Raw genomic sequence first — 21432 nt, 5'->3', positions numbered from 1 at the left:
TTTTATGAAAAAATACTACATAGCTGCGTTATCTGTTTTGATATTGCTTGGGGTTTTTTACTGGTTTTATGCTTCATCTCCACCTAAAGAATTAAGATTAAGCACGTCTAATAATGATGATATTGAAAAAGAAAGCAAAGAAACGAATGCGGCTGAGTATGGTTCGGTTGGGTATGGTTTGATAGATTTGAATGGTAAACTTATCGATGAAGGAAGTGCACTTAATAGTAAAAACAATGAAGTGACAGTTGTTGCCTCAGTAGACAATGACATTGATGAGGACAGAAAGTATGCTTTACTTATTTTTGAAGATTATAAACAAGTAAATTTCAAAGCTGAAAATAAGGAGCAGGAAGTAAATAAATTTTTCTTTGATGCGAAACCTAACAGCTCCATAAACTTCAAAGTTTCTGTTCCCATTCGTTCCGATTCCAGTGAATTGACTTTTGTAATCGTTCAAAAGCCAGAGTATAAATTAAAGGAGCTCGACCTAAATAGGGCAGGGATTTTAGAACAAGTTTTAAGTATGCGGTATTCCATCAACAAAGCTGACAGCGGGAAAGATGTTAATAAAGTAAAGGAAGTAAAACCTGATGCTGTTGCGAAGGATGGATTAAATGAAAATATATCAATCACAAATAGCCAGGAAAAGTTGCAATCAATTATGACTGAAAAAGAAGGCAAGAAGCTTAAGCTCTCTGCCGGAAATGAGACGAATGAAGAGATCAGATATGCAATCATAGCTTTAAAAGATTGGGAACAAGTTCCGGTCATAGATAACACAGAAGTCTTATATACCACTGTTCCACCAGAAACTAGACATCTTTTTGATTTTAATCTTCCCGACGTTGAAAGAGAAAATAATTTCCAACTCATCGCTTTCCCGTTTCCTTATGAAGTATCAGTTGATAATTACGAGAGTCAACAAACTTTTGGTTCCTTTAGAGTTGTTATTCAAAATAAAGAATAAGATTATTAACGGAAAGGAAGAATCGGATTGTCTACTATAATTAATATATTAGGTTTCGTGGGTATTATCGGATTTATAGTTTTTTTAGCAATAGCAAAAACTATAAAAGATAAATCTAAAAGGTAGTTGGTTTTATTAGTGGAATCACTTTCCCGAAATAGGTTACGACAAGAGGTCTGGATTACCAGGCCTTTTTTGTTCCTTACTTATACGGCATTGTAAGACGAGTCAAAAATCAAAAGGAGAATACCCTATTATAACAAGAAGCAGGTCTTTTCTATCTTCGGAATAAGTCTTCCGTAAGCAGGACTCCTTAAATATAGTAAAAGTTCGTCTTATTAAAGTGAATTCTTCCTCAACTATCCTGCCTCTTATGTTCGATTAAAGTTGTGTATAAACTTCAGCATCAAAGTAAAGGTCATTCAAAAGCTTGTTAACAATCCCATTAAAATAAGCAAACTGCCGCTTATGCATCTTAACTCCACTCTTAACCTTCATAGCAAATTCCTTGAAAGCTTTGGTGCCTATTTCAATTTCTTGTTTACCCTGATAATGCTATTCCGAGACCAAAAAGGTTCATCTCCATTGCCACACCAAGCAATGGAGTGCCGTTAATTCTATCTCCATGATCCGTCCCCCTCATAAATATGCCTAGTTACAGATTATGAGGGAGGTACGAGGTGGTGAGTTGTTTCATGAATTTAAAGGCTTATCTAATTTTCACTTATGATGTAAATATCGGGTTTTAGAAGAGAATACTTGGTCAGAGTATTTTTTCATTTGGTTTATTGTGTATGGTAACCAACTTAGCCGAAATAGAAAAATGATGCAATAGAATCTGCATAGAACGAAGTTGGACAAGATAGATCTAATTATGATTGATTTAAAGCGAGTGACCTAAGTGGACTGCATTATGAGAAAGATACTATTATAAAATCACTCCTATAATACACCCATTTAATTACTTCGGCATAAAAAAAGTCGACCCTAAACATTAAGGAATCGACTTTTTATTAATATAGTCTAAAAAGTGTAGGATTTACTTTAGAAAGACTTACTATTTTTTGTTTAAATCAATATTTAGGAGCTATCTATCGTTAGTAAAAGCGGAATTGTTGTATTTTCATTTGCTTTTTGCGGTAGTGGCCACAATTAATCTAAGTAGCCTAAATTTGAAAGGGCTTCTAAATAATCATGAAAATCTCTATTTTCCAGGTTGCAATCTTCTTTTTCGATTCCCATTAAGACGACTAATCTATGAAATAATCTCTCGCTATTCCCAATTGTTTTGAAATCTTTAATGTAACCATCACTGTCAACTCCTAAAAATATCACCAAATATTCTCCTTCTTGAATAAGAGTATATTCGATTTCTGCTTTTGTAGTTTCAGAAGGATCAAGTGTATATTGTTTGTTTAATTCATTTAAACTTAGAAAATCACTTTTTTCTTGATCTGTAAATAAGTTGTGTAGAATTTCAACATTATCAATGATGTAACACTTATTATAAAAATCCAATTCTTTTGGATCAACTAGAAAAGCCATCTCTTTTTTATCTAGTGATTTAGAAAGATATTCATTTATTAGAACATCTTCTACATCAGATAATAAAAATTTATTTGGTATCGAACGGTTAAGATATTTCTTGTATAGTTCTTCACTTTTTACATCCATAAGTTATATCATCCTTTTAATAATAAAATGAATGGCCACCAGTACGATTATAAAAGTGGAAGTGTTGATAATAACCTTCTGCAGAAGATTTGCCTTTGTCTCTTTTAGGACAGACTCTCAAAAAATACATTTATTTTGACTAGCTGGGGAACTGACGTCAAATTTTTTCATTTGGATTTTTAATATATTGTATTAATGATGACAGTAATATAAAAATGGCAACGATACTAATTATTATATGTACAAGTATAAATTCTCTTGTTGGATAGTAATTGCCAAAATTAGAAAAAGACCAAAATAAAAGGCTAATTGATAAAAGTATTGTTCCAATGAGTACCTTCAAAGTAAGACCCTCCTTTAATTCAAAAATTTAAATTATAACTAATATAGCACGAAAAAACCGCTTATTTTCCTAATTTATGAAGATGCTTTTTATCCGTTACACTGCCTTTATTCGTGTCTCCATCAATAGTAAGATAGAAATATTTCCTTGATATTTGAACTAATGGCATGATTCAAGGCTTATCTTCTTTATTTTCAACAATACTTCAAGTATTCTTAACTTGAATAGCAACTACTGTAAATGAGGGATAAGCCGTGAAGCAAATATATAGTGATGTCATACAATTTCGGGGTACACATTATGAGTTTGGATACATGCAAGGGGAGGAATTAAAAGATTCACTAACGGTAAAAAATCGTGAAGATCAGTGGAAGATCAGGCAGCCTCGGTTTACGGTTGAAGAAGAAGAGGTCAAGAAAGCAATTACACAATTCGCCCCTGGAGTTTGGGAAGAATTACTGGGGTTGCAAGAAGCGCTGAAATGGCCAATTGACCGCGTACTGCAAGAGTTTGGTGGATACCGATTGGATTATGTTCGGTCGGGCTGTTCGATCATGACAGGCGATGATTATCTCATTCGCAATTATGATTACCACCCAAAGACCTATGAAGGACGCTATGTCCTATTCCAGCCAACCGATCAAGGGTATTCAAGCATCGGCCCGAGTCAGCGAGGGACTGGTCGGATGGATGGAATGAATGAAAAAGGTTTGGTGATAGGCTATAACTTCATGAATCGCAAGAATCCTGGTGATGGTTTCATATGCTGCATGATTGGCAGACTGATTGTTGAATCTTGTGCAAACGTTCAAGAAGCGGTCGCGATGTTGAAGGAAATCCCGCATCGTCATTCTTTCACTTACGTCGTTTATGATAAAAGCGGAAGTACCTATATTGTGGAAACCTCCCCGAGAAATGTAGAGGTGCGCACGTCAAATGCCTGTACAAATCACTTTGAAATCATGAAAAATGAAAACCGTAACCATCTTATCGATTCAAAACGCCGATTAGAGATCATCCAAGATCACGAAGGGAAACTTTCATCTGCCTACGATGCTTATAGGTTGTTTAATGATACCAACCAAGGTGTCTTCTCGGATTTATATAGCAGCTGGGCGGGAACGATTCATACATCCGCTTATTTACCTAAGAAGATGAGAGCTTGGATTGCCTTGGGAGGGAACCAGGAGCCGACTTCAATAGATTTTGCAAAATGGCTCGAAGGGGAAGATGTTGAGTTAAAACGAATCAAAGGTGTAATTGATACGGATATTCCCTTCGTGCATATGGATGAGGGAGCGAATTGGTTTCGAAATTGAACGTCTTTAAGTAAATTTGAACCTTGTGTTGTTAACTGGCCCAATCCTTGGATTGGGCTTTTGTTGTTCTATTTTTAGGCAAACCTGGTACTATTTATTAGTGGATGTCACAGTAATATAATATGATGAAGTAACAGATTTTGGATTAGGACAAGAAGCTGGATTTGTGTGCCGTACTTGTACAATGAATAAGGGGATGAGCGAATGTTTTCGACAGCTATTGGTTGGTTTCGGTTTATTACAATAATTGAGGGAATCTCATATGTTTTATTGCTTGCCATTGGTATGCCCATTAAGTACATATTGGATATTGGGGAAGCAACACTCATTTTAGGCAGCATCCATGGTTTCTTATTTGTCGTATTTGGGCTTTTATTACTTTATGTAAGCATCATATCAAAATGGTCCTTTTTAAAAATGGCGATGATTTTCATCGTTTCATTCATTCCATTTGGTAATTTTGTAATCGATCGCAGGCTTCTGAAGCAAAGTTAAATACTTTTACTTTAAAAAAATCCCATAAAATAACGTCTTGCTATTTAAATGGCAGGCGTTTTTTTTATGGATTTAAGCTTGCTGTAAGGTTGGCACAAAGATGCTGTAAGAATGGGCATGTAAAGTATAAGTATCAACAATACTGAAGAGGTGAAACAAATGGAACCATTATTAAAAGTGAAAAATATAAAAAAAACATATGGTAAATCAAGCGCTGCCTACACAGCGCTGGAAAATATATCTTTTGACATACATGCAGGGGAGTTTGTAGGGATCATGGGACCTTCTGGAGCGGGGAAATCGACGTTGCTCAATTTGTTAGCAACCATTGACTCGCCGACTGAAGGGGAAATTTATATGAATGATACGAGCATTCACGATATGAAAGGGGCTGACTTAACGGATTTCAGACGTGATAATCTTGGTTTCATCTTCCAGGATTACAATTTGCTAGACTCATTGACTGTGAAGGAAAATATATTATTACCACTGGCGATTGCGAAAGTTCCAGCGAAAGAAATTACTGCCTTGGTGAATCGTATTGCTAAAGTATTCGGGATTGAAGGTTTATTAGCTAAATATCCATACCAAATCTCCGGTGGGCAAAAGCAAAGAACAGCTGCAGCCAGAGCGCTTGTGACGGAGCCACAATTGATCCTGGCAGATGAGCCAACAGGTGCACTTGATTCAAAATCAGCAACAGGTCTGCTGGAAAGCTTAAGTGAACTGAATGAAAATAATAATTCCACCATCATGTTGGTGACACATGATGCATATGCCGCAAGCTTCTGCCGGCGGATCATTTTCATCAAGGATGGGACGCTTTCAACAGAAATTTATCGTCGTGGCCAATCACGTAAAGCTTTCTTCCAAGAAATTATGGATGTCCTTGCAACAATTGGAGGTGAGGTAGATGACGTTATTTAGTCTGGCGAGAAAGAATATTGCTCGAAACCTCTCCCAATATTTTTTATATATCGCATCCATGGTATTTAGCATTATCATCTATTTTACATTTGTAACATTAAAATATAGCGACACAGTTGCAGAACAAACGGCTTCATCACAAAAATTAGGTTCATTAATGAGTGGTGCGGCCGTCATCCTGATTTTCTTCGTTGCCATTTTCATTGCCTATTCAAATTCATTCTTCATGAAAAAACGTAAAAAAGAAGTTGCATTATATGCATTGCTTGGCGTACGTAATCGTCAGATTGGTTTTATGCTCTTCTTTGAAAACCTATTGCTAGGTTTGGTTTCATTGGTTGTGGGAATTTTACTTGGATTTCTTTGTTCAAAAGGGTTCATGACGGTTTTGATCTATTTAATGGGCTATGATGTCATCGCACCATTTACTTTTTCGGGATCTGCAGCATTGAACACCTCTATCGTATTTCTGATTATTTTCTTGGTGACATCTTTCCAGGGCTATCGTTTAATTTATCAATTTAAACTAATTGATCTCTTCCATGCATCGAAAAAAGGGGAAGCAGCCCCGAAGCCATCAATGATTGTAGCCATTATAGGAATTTTCCTGATTGTCATGGGTTATTGGTTGGCGATGCAAGATCTTTTTACTTCTAAAGTGTGGGAAAAGGTCGGGTTTTTAATGACAGCACTCATTATATTGACAACAGTTATTGTCGGTACGTTTCTCTTGTTTCATAGCGTGACAGGCTTTGTGTTAGCCGTGATTAAGAAAAATGAAAAATGGCTATGGAAAGGCCTTCATATAATGACGATCTCGCAACTGCTGTATCGCATTCGGGGTAATGCACGTACATTGACCGTAATTGCGGTGTTAAGTGCTACAACTGTAACGGCCGGCGGTGCGGTTTATGGTCTTTATTACAATGCAAATGACCAAGTTATGACCGTTGATCCTAACACCTTCATGTATCAGCTTACGGATGCAAAAAGCGATCAACAAGTGAGCGCTGTATTGTCAGATACAAAGTATGATGAAAATATTGAAGCACTATCTGTCACATTTAATACGAAAGAACTTAGCAAGGGATCAGCATTCGATAGCTCTGATAAAAGGATTTACACGGTTATCGACGAAAAAACATATAACAAATTAGCAGAAGTTCAAGGCAAGGAAGCACTGCTTGTGAATAATGACAAAGCGGTCATTTTAGATATTGGATATGACAAAAGGTTCTCACCTATATATAAGGACAAAACCATCACGACAGAAAACAACACGGCAATCACATTCCAAAGTTTTAAGAAACAAACAGTTTTAAATGCGAAAACAGCAGGCATAGCAGTGGTTGTATCGAATGATCAATTTAAATCATTGCAAAAAGAAGGGGAAGCCCTAAGCTATCGTGTTATCGGGGTTGATCAAGCTTCCACTGATTTATCGGGGGAAATTGCAAAACAATTGCCTGAAGAAGCGCTATTTTCCAGTGCCCCTCAAGATTTTCAAACAAGCATTGAAAGTGTAGGCTCATTGCTCTTTATCGGAAGTTTTCTTGGTCTTGTTTTTTTAGCGGCAACAGGCAGTATCATTTACTTTAAAGTTCTAACGGAAGCTGAGGAAGATAAATCACAATACAATATGCTTCATAAAATGGGTGTTAACGCAAAAGAAATGCGGAAATCCATTGCATCACAAGTGTTTGTAATCTTTTTCGTTCCACTGGCAGTGGGGTTATTGCACAGTGCGGTTGCTTTAAAAGCCTTCTCGGGCTTATTGATGATGGACCTGGCAAAACCTGTGTTGATCTGGATGATCGCTTATACGGTCATTTACGGTCTGTATTATATCTTAACGGTAGCTTCCTATAATCGTATTATCACACAAAATAATAAAACAGAAGGATGATCGAGATGAAGAAATTTATTATGGTAGTTGGCATTTTGTTTATACTGGGAGCGGCAGGGGTCTTCGCGCTTACTAAAATAGACTTTAACCGCATGAATGCCGATAATTATTATTTGCAAATTACAGAGGATGGGGTACAACATGAAACCAAACTGGATGATGGTTCAGTGATGACTTACTATTCTTATAAACTGGACGCCAAAAATGCAGATGGTGAAACGATACCCCTTGAATTCACGGCACAAAAAAACCTTCGAAAAGACGCTTACTTAAAGATGTACGTGAAAAATAGTGATGAGGTTTCGTCATATGATGAAGTGAAATTTGAGGATATTCCAAAAAAGGCACGAACAAAATAAATGAAAGAAGGGCTGTCTGTAAATTATGGACAGCCCTTTAAATAATTATAAAAGTATCGTAATTGTGGTTCCCTTATTTTCAACGCTAGTCAAATCAAGTTTACCTTTATGAGCCAGAATAATGTCCCTTGCAATGGCCATTCCTAAACCGGTCCCATGTGTACTGGCAGTATTCGTACCTCGATAGTAGCGTTCAAAAACCTGTTCCAAGTCTTTGTCGGGAATACCGCGGCCATTATCGGCAATGGTAATTTTGGTATCAAGTTCCGATTGTGGACCAATATCATCAATTTGTATTTTCACGACGACATTTTCATCATTATGTACGAGCGCATTGTAGATAAAGTTAAAAATCGCCCGTTTCAGTAATTTTTTATCCACTTTATGTGTTGCTTTATCCACATTTGCCTCAAATTCAACCTGTTTATCACCAAATTGTGAATCATTTAAAAGCTCGATCGTCATTTCTTTTATAAACTTAACGATATCAACATCTTCAAATTGCAAAGGAAGTCGTTGGTTGCGCAAACGCATCGTTAAATTGAGATCATCCAGCAAATCTTTCATATATACGGACTGTCTATTAATAATGGATGTAAACTCATACAATTCCTGTGGTGTTAATTCAGTGGCATTATCTTTCATCAATTCTGTATACCCATGGATGGAAGCAAGTGGTGTCTTCATGTCATGAGAAACATTGCTAATCCATTCCTCACGCATTTGGTCGAGTTGATCACGTTCCTTTTCATACTGATCCAACTTTATAGATAGTTCATTCATATTGTGAAATACATCCTCATAAACGCCTTTTGGTATACTCATCTTTTTGAAACGTCTTTCGCGAAGCTGCTGTATTCCTTCTATTAAAATGTTAAGTGGTGTCGTTAATCTTTTACCAAATAATAGTCCAATGACTAGGGCGATAATAATATCCACGGTTAAAAACAGTAAAAGTATGATGTTGATGTACTTTAAAAGGTGAACATAATTATAGGACATTACATATCGGCCAATTCCTCGATCTTTAACCCCTACAAAATAGCTGAAATCATGAGCTTCGCCGACAAAAACAGTCGTCTCTGCATCAATTTCTTTATACTTATACATTTGGACGATTTCAACAGGAGAATATACGGTTTGCAATTCTTGAGGTGTGTAATAGGCTGCAACTTGTTCACCCTTATCATTCAAAAATTGTATCCAGGCGTTATTGTTCCGCAGTTTTTCCAGCCCTTCTTCATTTACCATCGGTTTGTCATCTATCAGTTCTACATATTGTGAAAAAGATCGGCTAAAGTTTTCCGCAGATTCCTCTTCCGTGTCGAAATGAACAAAGAGTAAGCATAAAAGTAAAATTGTATTTACGATCCCTACGATTACAACAATTGTCACAACGGATCCTAAAAAGCGCCGTGTCAATTTCCACTTCATCTTGTTTCACCCTTTGTTTGTAATTTATAACCAAGTCCTTTAACGGTTATTAAAAAAGAAGGATTTGAAGGATCTGCCTCGATTTTTTCGCGTAAACGGTGAATATGAACCATCACTGTATTATCAGAGCCAAAGTAATCATCGCCCCACACATGTTCAAATAAAGTTTCCTTGCTCAAAATCTGATTTGGGTGATGGATAAAACAGCTCATCAGTCCGATTTCTTTAGCTGTGAGCTCTAGCGTTTTGCCATCCTTTTTCAATTCATTTTCATTTGCACTAAGCTCAAAAGGACCAACTTGAAATTTTTTTGGAGCAGCTTTTTCCTCTGAAAAGCCCGCACGCCTCAGCTGCGCCTTTACCCGATATGCAACTTCCTTCGGACTGAATGGCTTGGTAATATAATCATCCCCGCCAATCGCCAACCCTAAAAGCTTATCAATTTCCTCATCCTTTGCCGACAAAAATAAAATGGGCACATTCGACACTTCCCGAATTTGCTTGCATAAATCATAGCCTTCACCATCTGGCAGCATAATATCTAGCAAGACTAGTGATGGATCGAACTTTTGAAACTTTGCCCACCCATCCGCAATCGTCCCCGCCGTAACAATATTCGGGATACCTTCTTTATGTAAAACCGTCTCCATGAGACGTGCCAAATCTTCTTCATCGTCAATAATTAAAATCCACTGATCATTAGACATTCTTTTACCTCCTAAACTTCAATCATACCCTACAGTATAGAGTACCCCTTAACAAAAAATAAGGGGAGGGAAAGTTTTTTAACAAACTCATCCATTATTTTCACGAAAGTGCCATTACATGAAAAATTAATGTTGAGATCAGGAATCCTGTTGTCTGTTCTGTATTTAGTTAAGGTGGTTTGGGCAAGAAGATCGTGCTTCATACTGATTTGGTAAAGGTTGTATGATAAACTGTTTAAAGAATTGCTAGGAAGATTATGCTAAGTAATGGGATTTTAGGAATTCGATCCAATGTACGTAGCGAATGTGGAAGAATAAAAGGAGAAAAATATAATGGAAACAAAAAAGGTGTTACCCGTACTTTTTTTAGTGATGTTTTTAGTCATGGTCGGATTTGGGATCATCATTCCCGTCATTCCATTCCTTGCTGAAAAGGTTGGTGGCAGTCCTACAGAGCTTGGCCTTTTAATGGCTGTTTATTCACTGATGCAATTATTTTTTGCCCCGATATGGGGACGTATATCAGACCGGATAGGACGTAAGCCTGTCATGATAATCGGGATTGCTGGCTTGGCTCTGTCGTTTTTTATCACGGCTTCGGCAGATTCCTTATGGGTATTATTTGTAGCAAGGATCATTGGCGGGATTTTGTCATCGGCAAACATGCCAACCGCAATGGCGTATGTGGCTGACATCACGACGCCGGAAGATCGGGGAAAAGGGATGGGAATCATCGGGGCAGCTACAGGGCTTGGTTTCATCTTTGGTCCGGCGATTGGCGGGGTATTTTCCAAATCAAGTTTGAATTTACCTTTTTACATTGCTGGAATTTCCTCTTTGATTACTTTATTCTTAGTGATTGCGATGCTGAAGGAATCACATACAGTTGAAAAGAGGACCCAGCAGTCAAAAAATAAAGAGTCCATGTGGAAAGCCTTTAGTGGGCCTCTTAAAACCATGTTCTTTCTGCAATTGATCGTCACTCTTTCAATGGCAGGACTCGAAACGACTTTTGCTTATTTTGCAGCCAAAAAGGCTGATATAAGTCTTGTACAATTAGGCTATATCTTTATGATCATGGGGTTTGGGAGTGCGATCGTTCAAGGTGGATTAGTGGGTAGGATGACAAAGAAATATGGGGAAGGCGCGGTCATCCGAATGGGAATCATCGTCTCGGCAGTTGGTTTCATTCTCATCCTGTTTTCTTCCGGGTTCTGGACATCGGCGGTCTTCCTGACGATTTTCGGAGTGGGGAATGGGTTCATCCGGCCGGCAATTTCGGCACTGCTTACCAAAAGTTCCATGACGGGCCATGGCAGTGTCACGGGACTGCTATCTTCCTTCGACTCGTTCGGCAGGATTGCGGGTCCTCCGATCGGCGGTTGGTTATTTTCGATTTCTATTGATTTACCATTTATATCGGGTGCCATCCTTTCCGTTTTTGCTTTGATTCTTTTTCAGTTATACCATGCACGGACACATACTAAACAGGTCCATGCATCTCATTAATATAATGATGGGCAAAAACCCCCATTTCTAAAAAATGGGGGGCTGCGAGCGGTGCTTGAATAGCACCGTTTTTTTATTGAATCATATTGAGGAATTTTCGTGTGCGCGCTTCTTTAGGGTTGGTGAAAATCTGCTCGGGTGTTCCCCGCTCCATTATTTTTCCTTCATCCATGAAAATGACTTCATCGGCGACTTCACGGGCGAAACGCATTTCATGGGTTACCACGATCATTGTCATGCCTTCATCTTTCGCCAGGTCTTTCATGACCTGCAGGACGTCTCCAACTAGTTCGGGATCCAAAGCGGAAGTGGGTTCATCGAATAGCATGACCTTAGGCTCCATGGCCAGTGCCCTTGCAATTCCGACCCGTTGTTGCTGTCCGCCGGACAATTGAAACGGATAAAAATCGATTTTTTCACCTAAGCCCACCTTTGTAAGCAGGGCAGCAGCCGTTTCCTTCGCTTGCTGTTTGGCTATGTTTTTTACAATGATGGGTCCTTCCATTACATTTTCCAATGCTGTTTTGTGGGGGAAGAGGTTATAGCTTTGGAAAACCATCCCTGTCAAACTGCGAAAAGATGTAATCGAATTTTTTCTAACGGGTTTTTTGAAGTCCATTTCCGTTGCATCGATTTCAATCGTCCCGTCCGTTGGCACCTCAAGGAGATTCAAACACCGAAGAAAGGTTGTTTTACCTGAACCCGAAGGACCGATCAATACAATGACTTTACCTTGCTCCACTTCCAAATCGATGCCCTTTAATACTTCAAGGTCACCAAACGATTTATGAAGATTCTTAATGTTGATCATTTTAAAATCTCCTTTAACTACTGCGGTTCTTATTTTGCTACATAACGATTAAGTCTGTCCTCTAAACTTCCTTGAATGAAAGATAGAATCGTACACAAAATCCAATATAAAGCAGCTGCTTCCATGTAAAGTAGTAGAAATTCATAGTTTTTTGCAGCGATTTCTTGAGCTTTACGGAATAATTCCGTTACAAGAATAAGTGAGGCAAGCGATGTATCTTTTAAAAGGCTAATGAACGTATTGGATAATGGGGGAATGGATACCCGCGCAGCTTGAGGCAAAATGATGCGCTTTAAAGCTTGGGTATATGTCATCCCGATTGAATAGCCTGCTTCCCATTGCCCTTTTGGTATGGATAAAATGGCTGCCCGGATAATTTCCGAAGCGTATGCTCCCACATTTAAAGAGAATCCTATAATAGCCGATATGAAAGGATTGATGGTAACATCTAAATTTGGAAGTCCATAGAAAATGATAAATAATTGCACAAGTAAAGGTGTCCCGCGGATGATTGACACATATACACGCGCAATTATTTGAAGAATCCTTATGGAAGATAATCTAGCCAATGCTGTGAGTACAGCAAGAATAAGGCCGAGAACGAATGTGATCAATGTTAGTGGAATCGTATATTGAATAGCTCCCTCTATCATAGGATAGAGGGAGGTTTGAGCGATGGAAACAAGCTGGTTCATGCGCTCGGGGTCGGTGAAAATGTTACTTAGGAGAAACATCTTCACCAAACCATTTATCCGAGATTTTCGCGTACGTGCCGTCGTCTTGCATTGCTTTAAGTGCTTTGTTTACTTCTTCCACTAATTTGCCGCTGTCTTTTCTGAACATTAAACCACTTGCGACTCCGCTTTCTTCCTCATCAGCCACTTTGATAGGTGCATCCGGGTGTTGCTTTTTATAATCAAGGTACGATAATTTGTCATTGATCGTCGCATCTACACGTTTAGAACCAATAAGCTGTACGGATTGAGAAAATCCTTCAATACCTGTAACTTCAGCACCATGTGATTTGGCTAGATCATTGTAGTTACTCGTTAATGATTGTGCAGAGGTCTTGCCTTTTAAATCATCGAAGGATTTAATATCCGTATTATCTTTGTGTACCAGTAATACCGCTCCTGATTGAATATATGGGTCAGAGAAATCATATTTCTTTTGACGGTCTTCATCGATGCCCACTTGGTTTGCGATCATATCAAAACGTTTTGCATCCAAGCCTGCAAACATGCCGTCCCATTGTGTTTCCTTGAATTCAGCTTTTACTCCAAGGCGTTTTGCCACTTCTTGAGCAATTTCAACATCAAACCCCGTTAGTTTATCTGAATCATCGTGGAATGTGAAAGGAGGGTATGTACCTTCTGTTCCAACAGTTAATACGCCATCTTTTTTGACTTTATCATATAGACTTTCTTGTGAAGAAGATTTATTGCCGGTATCGTTTGCCTCATTTTTTGTATCGGTACCACAAGCGGTAAGTACAACCGTGAAAGCTAACAATAGCGATAAAAGTGCAACCATTTTTTTCATTTGGGTAAACCTCCTAGTAATCTGATAGGGATTGATACTCTGTGATACTATACAAGAAAAGGAAAAAAGTCAATGAAAATAACTTATATCATTAGTGTTAATGAAACTTGGTGAATTATACGGTTTTTCACGCATTGAAGTGAAAATAAAACTAAAAGAAAGGTGTATCGTCATCCAGGGAAGGAACTGAACCGATATCCATTCTAAGGAGACAAAAAACCCCTTATCCACGTCAACTATTAGCTAAGTGGAGAGGGGCTTTTTGGACTGTCCAGAACTATTTCAGGATTCTTTTTAACTTAACGTTTTAATGATTTTTATCCTCTACACTGACGAAGATAGGGTTCGAATAGAACCAAAGGTCTTTATAGTTACGTTTGTTTATTTCTGAAAAGCGTGTTTCGTTATCCTCGATTTCAGTCTTTGCATCGATCAGCGGTTCACCGTCCATCGTTTCTCCAGAGACATTTTCCCCTAGATTCGTGCCGCGCAAACGGAAATATTGATCCTTATTTGCTTTGACTTTGTAAGTGATGGTATGAAAACCATCGCGATCGGTTTTCCAGTCTTTACTTGTAAAGCGTTTAACCACTTTTGTCGTATCATTGGTGGCTTTATTATAAGCAGATGTTCCAGGATCTGCTTTCCCGGTTACTTCCCCGGAAATCAGATCCACGTGATCCACCTTGACCGGGTCCCCGTTATTGTTCTTTTGGGGGCTCTTAAATCGGATGGTGATCTTGACCATCTGTCCTTCCTTCACTTTAAGATCCCCGCCCATATCTGCCTTGTTGTTTCCGTTTTTAGCTTGGAAATCAAGGGCGTCGATCAAGTCACCAAAAACAGAGAAGGATTTCCCTGATCGCATGCCATCAAGGACGGATTGCATCGATGAACCATTTACCCATGTATAATTCTTGGAATATTCACCTGGCCAGTAGCCGCTTGAGTATAGGCGGTTTTCACTGATTTCAAAATGGGAGTCCGAATTGGAAAAGTTCCAGAACTTACGACCTTCCCCAAGAAGCGCATCCCATGCACCTCCTACCTTAGCGAGCATGTAATCGGAACCGCCGTAGGTCCGGTTTTCCGGTGTTGTCAGATTTAAACCGCCTCTATCCGGCTCCATCTGGTTACCTGGCATACCTTCAAATCCGAACATGACATCCGGGGCTATATTGTTGAAGTCGCGAAAATCAGATATGTTGTACACCCTTTTTCTTGATGGGTGGTTCAATATGGCATAACTTGTATTCTTATAATTTTTCTCGAGCCATGCCAATGCTGTTCGCGCATCCTCGGATGTCTTATTGGCCCTTTGATCCTGTGCTTTCCAGACGGCTACATCATCAGGATCAAACATCTTTTCATCCTGGTTGGTGAACAGATATTCGAACTGATTGCCAGCTTTCAGACTTTTCGGTGAGCCCGGCTGGTCTCCCAGAATTCCTATGCCGACATGCTCGTATGTGGGCATATCCCATTCGAAGCCTGAAAAGATGACTTTATTTTTAAATTTGCCCTCTTTTTGCAGTTGCTCCATTTTTGGGGCTTGATATTGTATGATTCCCTGAGATAGCGGTATCGGCCCGCCTGGAATCAAATTTCCCTCAGCATCCCTTGAAGACATCCTCAAGTGGTCGGAAATTCCCATCCAATCCATACCATACTTATCAAATGCGTTATTTAGCAAGCTCTCAAGGCTCTGTGATCCCTCGGCATCATCGGACTGAGTGGTATGGGCATGATATTCCCCCTTCATCCATCTGCCTCCCGGATTTGCCTGATTGTTTGCTGAATCATTTGCAGCAACCGCGGCTGGAAGACCCTGAAAGAGGATGGCTATGCTTAGAACCGATACTGTGAAAGCCCTGAACTTATTAATCATTTTACTGACACCCTCCATATATTGAAATAATTTTGAACAAGCTAATTTTATTGTAAAAATATTAAGAATCCGTTTGGGGGGAGTATGGTTTATGTAAATGAAATGAACCTTTTGCTTCCATTATCTGATTTTGGCAGTGACACGGCTTTGAAGTTGAAGAGGAAAGAAGGGGGAGGGGCTTGAAACAAAAAAAGGTTGCAGAGATAATTTGCATTCTCTGCAACCTTCGACAACCATTTTGCCGTACATATTATTTAGCTTCGAGTAGATTGATATGATCTACAGTTTGATCTTCACCAACAATGAATTGCAGTTCATAAATTCCGGTCTTGTAAATGTAGTTTATTTCATTCGTACTGGAAATGTGGCGTATTTCGTCAGCACTGCCGAGTTGTTTTCCTAAAACTTTAGGGGTGATGCTTCCTAGGTTATGGTCCCGTTCTACATTTGTCCCAAAATATCGGATTTGTGAGATGGTTTTGTCATCGTTATAGGCAAATGCAAATCCTGGATGCCCCATTTCTGCATGGTAATAGTCAAAAGCTTCATCTGGGTTACCTGGCTCAGGGGGAGGACCAAATGCATCATATACTTCTTTTTGGGTGTTTTCATTAATTTTCAAACCCACGGCAGTATAAGGCATTTCCCCTGAAAAAGCTTTGTTGTAGATTTCATGTAAGGTGGTAAGAGCGTGTTCCTTAGCTATGCCAGAAGCCGAATCCATTGTAGATGCAGCCCCAACCGGTTCTGTTGGAAACGATGCACCTGCTCCTAAAAGTGAACCGGTTAGAATAACGGCGCTGACCATTCTGGCCGCCGGTTTTTTTGATAACATTTCTTATCCCTCCTATATCATTACTTTTCCACAATTTTCTTGCATGAAACTTTTTCTTGGTGATCAATTGGATTGTTTGATTATCGTGGAGCATCAGGGGAAATTTAAGCAGCATCTGCGGCAACGGCTTCCGGTTTTCCAACTTTCTCAATCACTTGTTCAACAAGTGGCTCTAAGGTTTGACTGTCATGTGTATTTCCAAATGTTAAAATCGTTCCCAATACAAAACTTTTGCGGTCTGCGGCACCAGTTGATTTAAAGTAATCATTTCAATTTTAAAACAATAAAGACTATAGGCAAAAGGGTTCTAAAATTAAAAAATAAGTTAATTAGAGCGGGTGTGCGAGACTCCTGCGGGAAAAGCGCGTGCCTGGAGCGGAAATCAACGTCCAAATTGTACAACAATAAAAAAACTGTAGGCAAACTCGATTTTCATCGAGTTTGCCTACAGTATGGGTGCTTCACCTTGATGAAACACCCTTTGAAAATGATGCAGTTAATCCCAAACGCTAATTCTAGGAACTCCAGCAGTTCTTAAGTAGTCCAATAATTGACCAGTATGTACAGACTCATGATAAGCGATCCTTAGCAACATATCTCCTAAATCCCTGATATACCCAATATCGGAGCGATCAATTTTAATAGTGGATAAGTCGTCCTCGCTGAAGGATAGGATTGTGTCCAAAAAATCACGCCTGTAAGGTTCCGCATAGTTTAATTCGGCTTCGACAGAGATAAGAGGCTGTTTTTCAAATGGTGATTCATAAACGGGTAAGCTGCCTTGATTTTTAATTGATAAATGATAGTAATGCTCACTATCAAGGACATGTCTAACCATTTCTAAACAGCTCATTGCCTTGTCGTCTGGCTTCCAATGCAGTGAGCCTTTAGGTATTGAAGTCCATAGTTTAATGTTTCTTCTTCTAACCTCTTCCAGATTCAAGATGATAAGTTCTATCGATTTCATAAAGATCCCCCTTTTTGCAGGTATACATTCACTATACACGAATGGAAGGAGAAAATAATGGGATTCATTTGAAAAAATAGAAAATTCGATTAACTATTTTAGGTAGTGAATTTATTGCGTATTCCTAATTATGAGAGTACAGGGGAAATGCCCATGAATTCGTGTAGAATTTACAGGCTATTTCATCCCTAGTTTTGTATGGAGGAACACATGATTCATATTTAATACATGTTTTCACAATCTATCTTCTTAATTACGCAGAGGCCCTTGTTATATAAAGGATTGAATTAGAATGTCATCTTGATAAGTTAAAATTGGTCTAAAGCCAAAGTCTTTAAATTTTTGCAATGCTTCAGGGTTATTTTTGTTTACCAAACCGGACACTGCAAGGATCCCTATTTCTCTTGCATGAGCTACTAATTTCGGTAAAAGGGATTGTAGAATTCCCTTTCCTCTATATTTCTTGTCAAGGACTACATAATTAACATGAGCGACTTTATATAAATAAAGATTATAACAAAGAAATCCCACTACTTTACCTTTATCAGTACAAATCACAAGTACCTTATGTGACTTTTGCAAAATTTCATGCACTGTATCAGACGAAACCCGAAAATTACTTACCGTAATATCCGTTAATTTGTTGATATCTTTTTTAGGTTTCCAGTCTCGAAAATACATCATAACTTCTCCTTTTTCTCTATTAAACCAAAATGCGGAGATCATATTATTGTTTATTAATATGGAAACCCTTTAAAAGATTCCAAAGGGTTTCCATGCTAATCTCAAAAAGGAATCTCTTAATCCCTTCTGATTTTCTTGATAGAAATAGGTTCCTTGATTGAATTACCTCTATTATTGTTTAATAAATCTTTTAAGATTCTTTTCAAGGCAGACCTGCATCTGCTATTTCCATTTTCGGAATTGCCATTACCTGAACCGCCATTATTGGATCCACCATTATTGGATCCACCATTATTGGATCCACCATTATTGGATCCACCATTATTGGATCCACCATTATTGAATCCACCAGTTTTTCTTAGTTTTTTTGACACTGTAATCATCCCTTTGCTTTATAAATTTTCCACATTACTAATTTATGTGTAATATTCGTTTTTGCTTGGACAAGTTCACCATTTGTTGCACACGTATACGTTATGTATTGGTGATACCAACGTATGTAATAATATGGTATAATTGTGAAGTAATTCACAAAAAGGGCCGAACTGGTTATCGTTGGACCTATTCACTCATAAAAGAAAGCGGGTTGGTTATATGCTGAAGAAAGTGGTTTTAGCTGGCGGGACTGGTTTTGTCGGTCAATACTTTGAAAAGCATTTCAGGAATTTGGGATATGAGGTAAGGATCATCTCCAGGCAAACCCCGCATACTGGCTGGGAAGATATAGAAGGAATAAGGGAAACGATCGATAATTCGGATATGTTAATCAACCTAGCAGGAAAAACGGTCAATTGCCGCTACAATGCCAAGAATAAGAAAGAAATATTGGATTCACGAACCGATACGACTGGAGTGATAGGTAAGGCGATTGAACAATGTGAAAATCCTCCATCATTATGGATAAACTCAAGTACTGCAACGATATACAGGCATGCTGAGGATAAACCAATGACAGAGGGGGATGGTGTAATCGGTTCAGGCTTTTCCGTAGATGTTGCGAAAGCGTGGGAGCGCTCATTTTTCAATTTCCGATTACCCAGGACGAGACAAATCGCTTTACGGATCGCCATTGTATTGGGAGATGGGGGAGTGATGACCCCATATAGGAATTTGGTTAAATTCGGACTGGGAGGTCATCAAGGATCAGGAAATCAGAAATTCAGTTGGATACATATAGAAGATTTATTTAACATTGTCCTTTTTCTAAGAAAGAATCAGTTGAGCGGGGTATTCAATTGTTCATCGCCGCATCCAGTTACAAATCGTGAATGGATGGCTCATTTGAGAAAGCTCATGAATATTAGGATGGGACTGCCCTGTCCAAGACCCATGCTTGAAATGGGGGCTTTCTTTATGGGTACCGAAACGGAATTGATATTAAAAAGCCGGTGGGTCATACCTGAGAGATTGGAAAAGGCGGGGTATGCATTTAAATTCCCTCATCTTGATGAGGCTCTGGAACAGATATTGATGAATTCTTAAAATACTCGAGATTGATTGCTATAATGATAGATAGAAATCATTAATGGAGGGGAATTGTAGAATGAATATGACTCCATCTGAAAAAGTCGGAAGATTCACAACAGGGATATTTTCAGAGTTGGCGAAACGCAAGCAGGATGCAATGAAACGTGGGCTGGATGTTATCGATTTGAGTGTAGGAAGTCCGGATTTACCACCGCCTGATTTCGTAGTGGATACGCTTGTGAAGTATGCGCAGGATCCCAGTTCCTATGGGTATACGTTAAAAGGTACGCCTGAATTCCATGAGGCAGTCCGTTATTTTTATCGGAAGCGTTATGGAGTGGAGCTGGATGCAGAAAGGGAAGTCCTCCAACTGATGGGATCGCAGGATGGGCTTGCACACTTGGCAACGGCGATGATAAACCCTGGAGATTATGTGCTGGTGCCAGATCCGGGATATCCAATTTATGAAGCGAGTGTAGAGCTTGCCGGCGGAATCATTTATCCGATGCCGCTTACTGCCGAAAATGGATTCCTGCCGCAGCTCAACGGAATTCCGGATGAAATAGTGAAAAAGACTAAAATGATGATCATCAGTTATCCAGGAAATCCTGTCACCGCCCTTGCTGATGAAGCTTTCTTTTCGGAAGTCATATCGTTTGCGAAAAAGAACGAGATCATGGTGGTTCACGATTTTGCTTATTCCGAATTGATTTTTGATGATCATCCGCAAATTAGTTTTATGGCCATTCCTGGTGCCAAGGAAGTGGGGATTGAGTTTAACTCACTTTCCAAAACTTTTAACATGGCCGGCTGCCGCATTGGATATGCGGTGGGCAATAGAGAGGTGCTGAACATCCTGGGAACGTTGAAATCACACATCGATTATGGGGTTTTTTATCCTATCCAAAAAGCTGCCGAGATGGCGCTAACTTCCAATCTTTCGCTGCTTTCCGAACAAGTTAAGGAATACGAGTCCCGACGTGATGCCTTGATATCAGGTCTTGCGAGAGGTGGCTGGCATGTGCCGAAATCCTCAGCCACCATGTTTATTTGGGCCCAAATTCCTGCTGGCTGGGAATCGTGGGATTTTGCTTATGCATTGATTGAAAAAGCAGGGGTGACGGTCGTTCCAGGCGATGCTTTTGGGAAGCAGGGTGAAGGGTATGTCCGGATTGCCTTGGTCCAGCCGGTCGAGAGATTGACAGAAGCTGCTGAGCGGATCAGAATGTTTTTGCAGGAAAAAATGGAGTGTGAAAAATATAGCATTTAATATATTCAGGTTATAAATTGGCTCAGCAGTATAAACGGTTTTGGCTGGCAGTATCCATTCCGGGGGAGATTGAGAGAAAAGATTTGCGGACGGTGACTTCCTTTAGAGGCAGAAGCTTATTTAGTAAAGGAAGGAATCAACTGGCACACAAAGGAGTATATAGAGCTTGAGGAAGTTGTTGCTTACTTGTTAAAGTGAGGCGCTCTCTAGTGTTTTTAAAAACTACTTTGAAGTTTGAGAGAAGGTCCATCCACCGATGGGCTTTTTTTTATGTAATCGGAAACTAGAGAGATTTATGGAATTTCCGAACGTAAAAAGGACAAGC

20 protein-coding genes and 2 pseudogenes are annotated in these 21432 nt (G+C 39.1%); 9 read left to right on the top strand and 13 right to left on the bottom strand.

Going from position 1 to position 21432, the window contains the following annotated elements; genetic code table 11:
• Window positions 1–4: 4 nt before the first annotated feature.
• Window positions 5–970: a hypothetical protein gene (locus tag ABOA58_RS23930; protein ID WP_350300304.1), complete on the top strand. Its 966-nt coding sequence runs from the start codon at window positions 5–7 to the stop codon at window positions 968–970.
• Window positions 971–1351: 381 nt separating this feature from the next.
• On the opposite strand, the pseudogene ABOA58_RS23925 reads toward ABOA58_RS23930, so the two are convergent.
• The 3 genes and pseudogenes from ABOA58_RS23925 to ABOA58_RS23915 all read right to left on the bottom strand — a co-directional run.
• A pseudogene (locus ABOA58_RS23925) lies at window positions 1352–1510 on the bottom strand (helix-turn-helix domain-containing protein); the annotation flags it as partial.
• 612 nt (window positions 1511–2122) lie between these two features.
• Window positions 2123–2644: a hypothetical protein gene (locus ABOA58_RS23920; protein WP_350300303.1), complete on the bottom strand. Its 522-nt coding sequence runs from the start codon at window positions 2642–2644 to the stop codon at window positions 2123–2125.
• 16 nt (window positions 2645–2660) lie between these two features.
• Window positions 2661–2753: pseudogene (locus tag ABOA58_RS23915) on the bottom strand (SAR2788 family putative toxin); the annotation flags it as partial.
• Window positions 2754–3241: 488 nt separating this feature from the next.
• Between ABOA58_RS23915 and ABOA58_RS23910 the strand changes: the two are divergent.
• The 5 genes from ABOA58_RS23910 to ABOA58_RS23890 all read left to right on the top strand — a co-directional run bounded on the left by ABOA58_RS23910 (window position 3242) and on the right by ABOA58_RS23890 (window position 7993).
• Entirely contained in the window at window positions 3242–4306 is a 1065-nt protein-coding gene (locus ABOA58_RS23910; RefSeq protein ID WP_350300302.1) for a C45 family peptidase, read from the top strand.
• A gap of 204 nt (window positions 4307–4510) precedes the next feature.
• Entirely contained in the window at window positions 4511–4801 is a 291-nt protein-coding gene (locus tag ABOA58_RS23905) for a DUF3817 domain-containing protein (protein ID WP_034305497.1), read from the top strand.
• A 159-nt stretch (window positions 4802–4960) separates the two neighbouring features.
• Window positions 4961–5728 carry an ABC transporter ATP-binding protein gene (locus ABOA58_RS23900; protein ID WP_350300301.1) on the top strand — a complete coding sequence of 256 codons (768 nt, stop codon included), beginning with the start codon at window positions 4961–4963 and terminating at the stop codon, window positions 5726–5728.
• Window positions 5715–7634 carry an ABC transporter permease gene (locus ABOA58_RS23895; protein WP_350300300.1) on the top strand — a complete coding sequence of 640 codons (1920 nt, stop codon included), beginning with the start codon at window positions 5715–5717 and terminating at the stop codon, window positions 7632–7634. The genes ABOA58_RS23900 and ABOA58_RS23895 overlap by 14 nt, the downstream gene beginning before the upstream one ends.
• A 5-nt stretch (window positions 7635–7639) precedes the next feature.
• Window positions 7640–7993: a YxeA family protein gene (locus tag ABOA58_RS23890; protein ID WP_350300299.1), complete on the top strand. Its 354-nt coding sequence runs from the start codon at window positions 7640–7642 to the stop codon at window positions 7991–7993.
• A gap of 45 nt (window positions 7994–8038) precedes the next feature.
• On the opposite strand, the gene ABOA58_RS23885 is transcribed toward ABOA58_RS23890, so the two are convergent.
• The gene (locus tag ABOA58_RS23885) at window positions 8039–9427 is read right to left on the bottom strand and encodes a sensor histidine kinase (protein WP_350300298.1); all 1389 of its coding nucleotides are present in this window, start codon (window positions 9425–9427) and stop codon (window positions 8039–8041) included.
• Window positions 9424–10134 carry a response regulator transcription factor gene (locus ABOA58_RS23880; RefSeq protein ID WP_350300297.1) on the bottom strand — a complete coding sequence of 237 codons (711 nt, stop codon included), beginning with the start codon at window positions 10132–10134 and terminating at the stop codon, window positions 9424–9426. The genes ABOA58_RS23885 and ABOA58_RS23880 overlap by 4 nt, the downstream gene beginning before the upstream one ends.
• Before the next feature lie 333 nt (window positions 10135–10467).
• Between ABOA58_RS23880 and ABOA58_RS23875 the strand changes: the two genes are divergently transcribed.
• Window positions 10468–11643: an MFS transporter gene (locus ABOA58_RS23875; RefSeq protein ID WP_350300296.1), complete on the top strand. Its 1176-nt coding sequence runs from the start codon at window positions 10468–10470 to the stop codon at window positions 11641–11643.
• A gap of 73 nt (window positions 11644–11716) precedes the next feature.
• On the opposite strand, the gene ABOA58_RS23870 is transcribed toward ABOA58_RS23875, so the two are convergent.
• The 8 genes from ABOA58_RS23870 to ABOA58_RS23830 all read right to left on the bottom strand — a co-directional run bounded on the left by ABOA58_RS23870 (window position 11717) and on the right by ABOA58_RS23830 (window position 18744).
• On the bottom strand, window positions 11717–12454 hold the full coding sequence (locus ABOA58_RS23870) for an amino acid ABC transporter ATP-binding protein (RefSeq protein ID WP_350300295.1): 738 nt from the start codon (window positions 12452–12454) through the stop codon (window positions 11717–11719).
• A gap of 29 nt (window positions 12455–12483) precedes the next feature.
• Complete coding sequence (locus ABOA58_RS23865) at window positions 12484–13188, bottom strand: amino acid ABC transporter permease (protein ID WP_350302960.1); 705 nt, start codon at window positions 13186–13188, stop codon at window positions 12484–12486.
• On the bottom strand, window positions 13172–13996 hold the full coding sequence (locus ABOA58_RS23860) for an amino acid ABC transporter substrate-binding protein (RefSeq protein WP_350300294.1): 825 nt from the start codon (window positions 13994–13996) through the stop codon (window positions 13172–13174). Before ABOA58_RS23860 ends, ABOA58_RS23865 begins: the two co-directional genes overlap by 17 nt.
• A 307-nt stretch (window positions 13997–14303) precedes the next feature.
• Window positions 14304–15884 carry an S-layer protein gene (locus ABOA58_RS23855; RefSeq protein WP_350300293.1) on the bottom strand — a complete coding sequence of 527 codons (1581 nt, stop codon included), beginning with the start codon at window positions 15882–15884 and terminating at the stop codon, window positions 14304–14306.
• Window positions 15885–16134: 250 nt separating this feature from the next.
• Window positions 16135–16719: a YjgB family protein gene (locus tag ABOA58_RS23850; protein ID WP_350300292.1), complete on the bottom strand. Its 585-nt coding sequence runs from the start codon at window positions 16717–16719 to the stop codon at window positions 16135–16137.
• Window positions 16720–17215: 496 nt separating this feature from the next.
• Window positions 17216–17686, bottom strand: coding sequence for a DinB family protein (locus ABOA58_RS23840; protein ID WP_350300291.1), 471 nt, complete (start codon window positions 17684–17686; stop codon window positions 17216–17218).
• A 270-nt stretch (window positions 17687–17956) separates the two neighbouring features.
• On the bottom strand, window positions 17957–18370 hold the full coding sequence (locus ABOA58_RS23835; RefSeq protein ID WP_350300290.1) for a GNAT family N-acetyltransferase: 414 nt from the start codon (window positions 18368–18370) through the stop codon (window positions 17957–17959).
• A gap of 116 nt (window positions 18371–18486) precedes the next feature.
• Window positions 18487–18744, bottom strand: a complete 258-nt coding sequence (locus ABOA58_RS23830) for a hypothetical protein (protein ID WP_350300289.1) — start codon at window positions 18742–18744, stop codon at window positions 18487–18489.
• A 220-nt stretch (window positions 18745–18964) separates the two neighbouring features.
• Here ABOA58_RS23830 and ABOA58_RS23825 point away from each other — a divergent pair, with 220 nt between their 5' ends.
• Both ABOA58_RS23825 and ABOA58_RS23820 read left to right on the top strand, forming a co-directional pair.
• Entirely contained in the window at window positions 18965–19852 is an 888-nt protein-coding gene (locus ABOA58_RS23825; RefSeq protein WP_350300288.1) for a TIGR01777 family oxidoreductase, read from the top strand.
• A gap of 61 nt (window positions 19853–19913) precedes the next feature.
• Window positions 19914–21107 carry an LL-diaminopimelate aminotransferase gene (locus tag ABOA58_RS23820; RefSeq protein ID WP_350300287.1) on the top strand — a complete coding sequence of 398 codons (1194 nt, stop codon included), beginning with the start codon at window positions 19914–19916 and terminating at the stop codon, window positions 21105–21107.
• Window positions 21108–21432 lie beyond the last annotated feature (325 nt).

This window comes from Peribacillus frigoritolerans, assembly GCF_040250305.1.
Taxonomy (GTDB): domain Bacteria; phylum Bacillota; class Bacilli; order Bacillales; family DSM-1321; genus Peribacillus.
The sequence above is the reverse complement of the archived record's forward strand: the minus strand, read 5'-3'. Positions and strand labels throughout refer to the sequence as shown.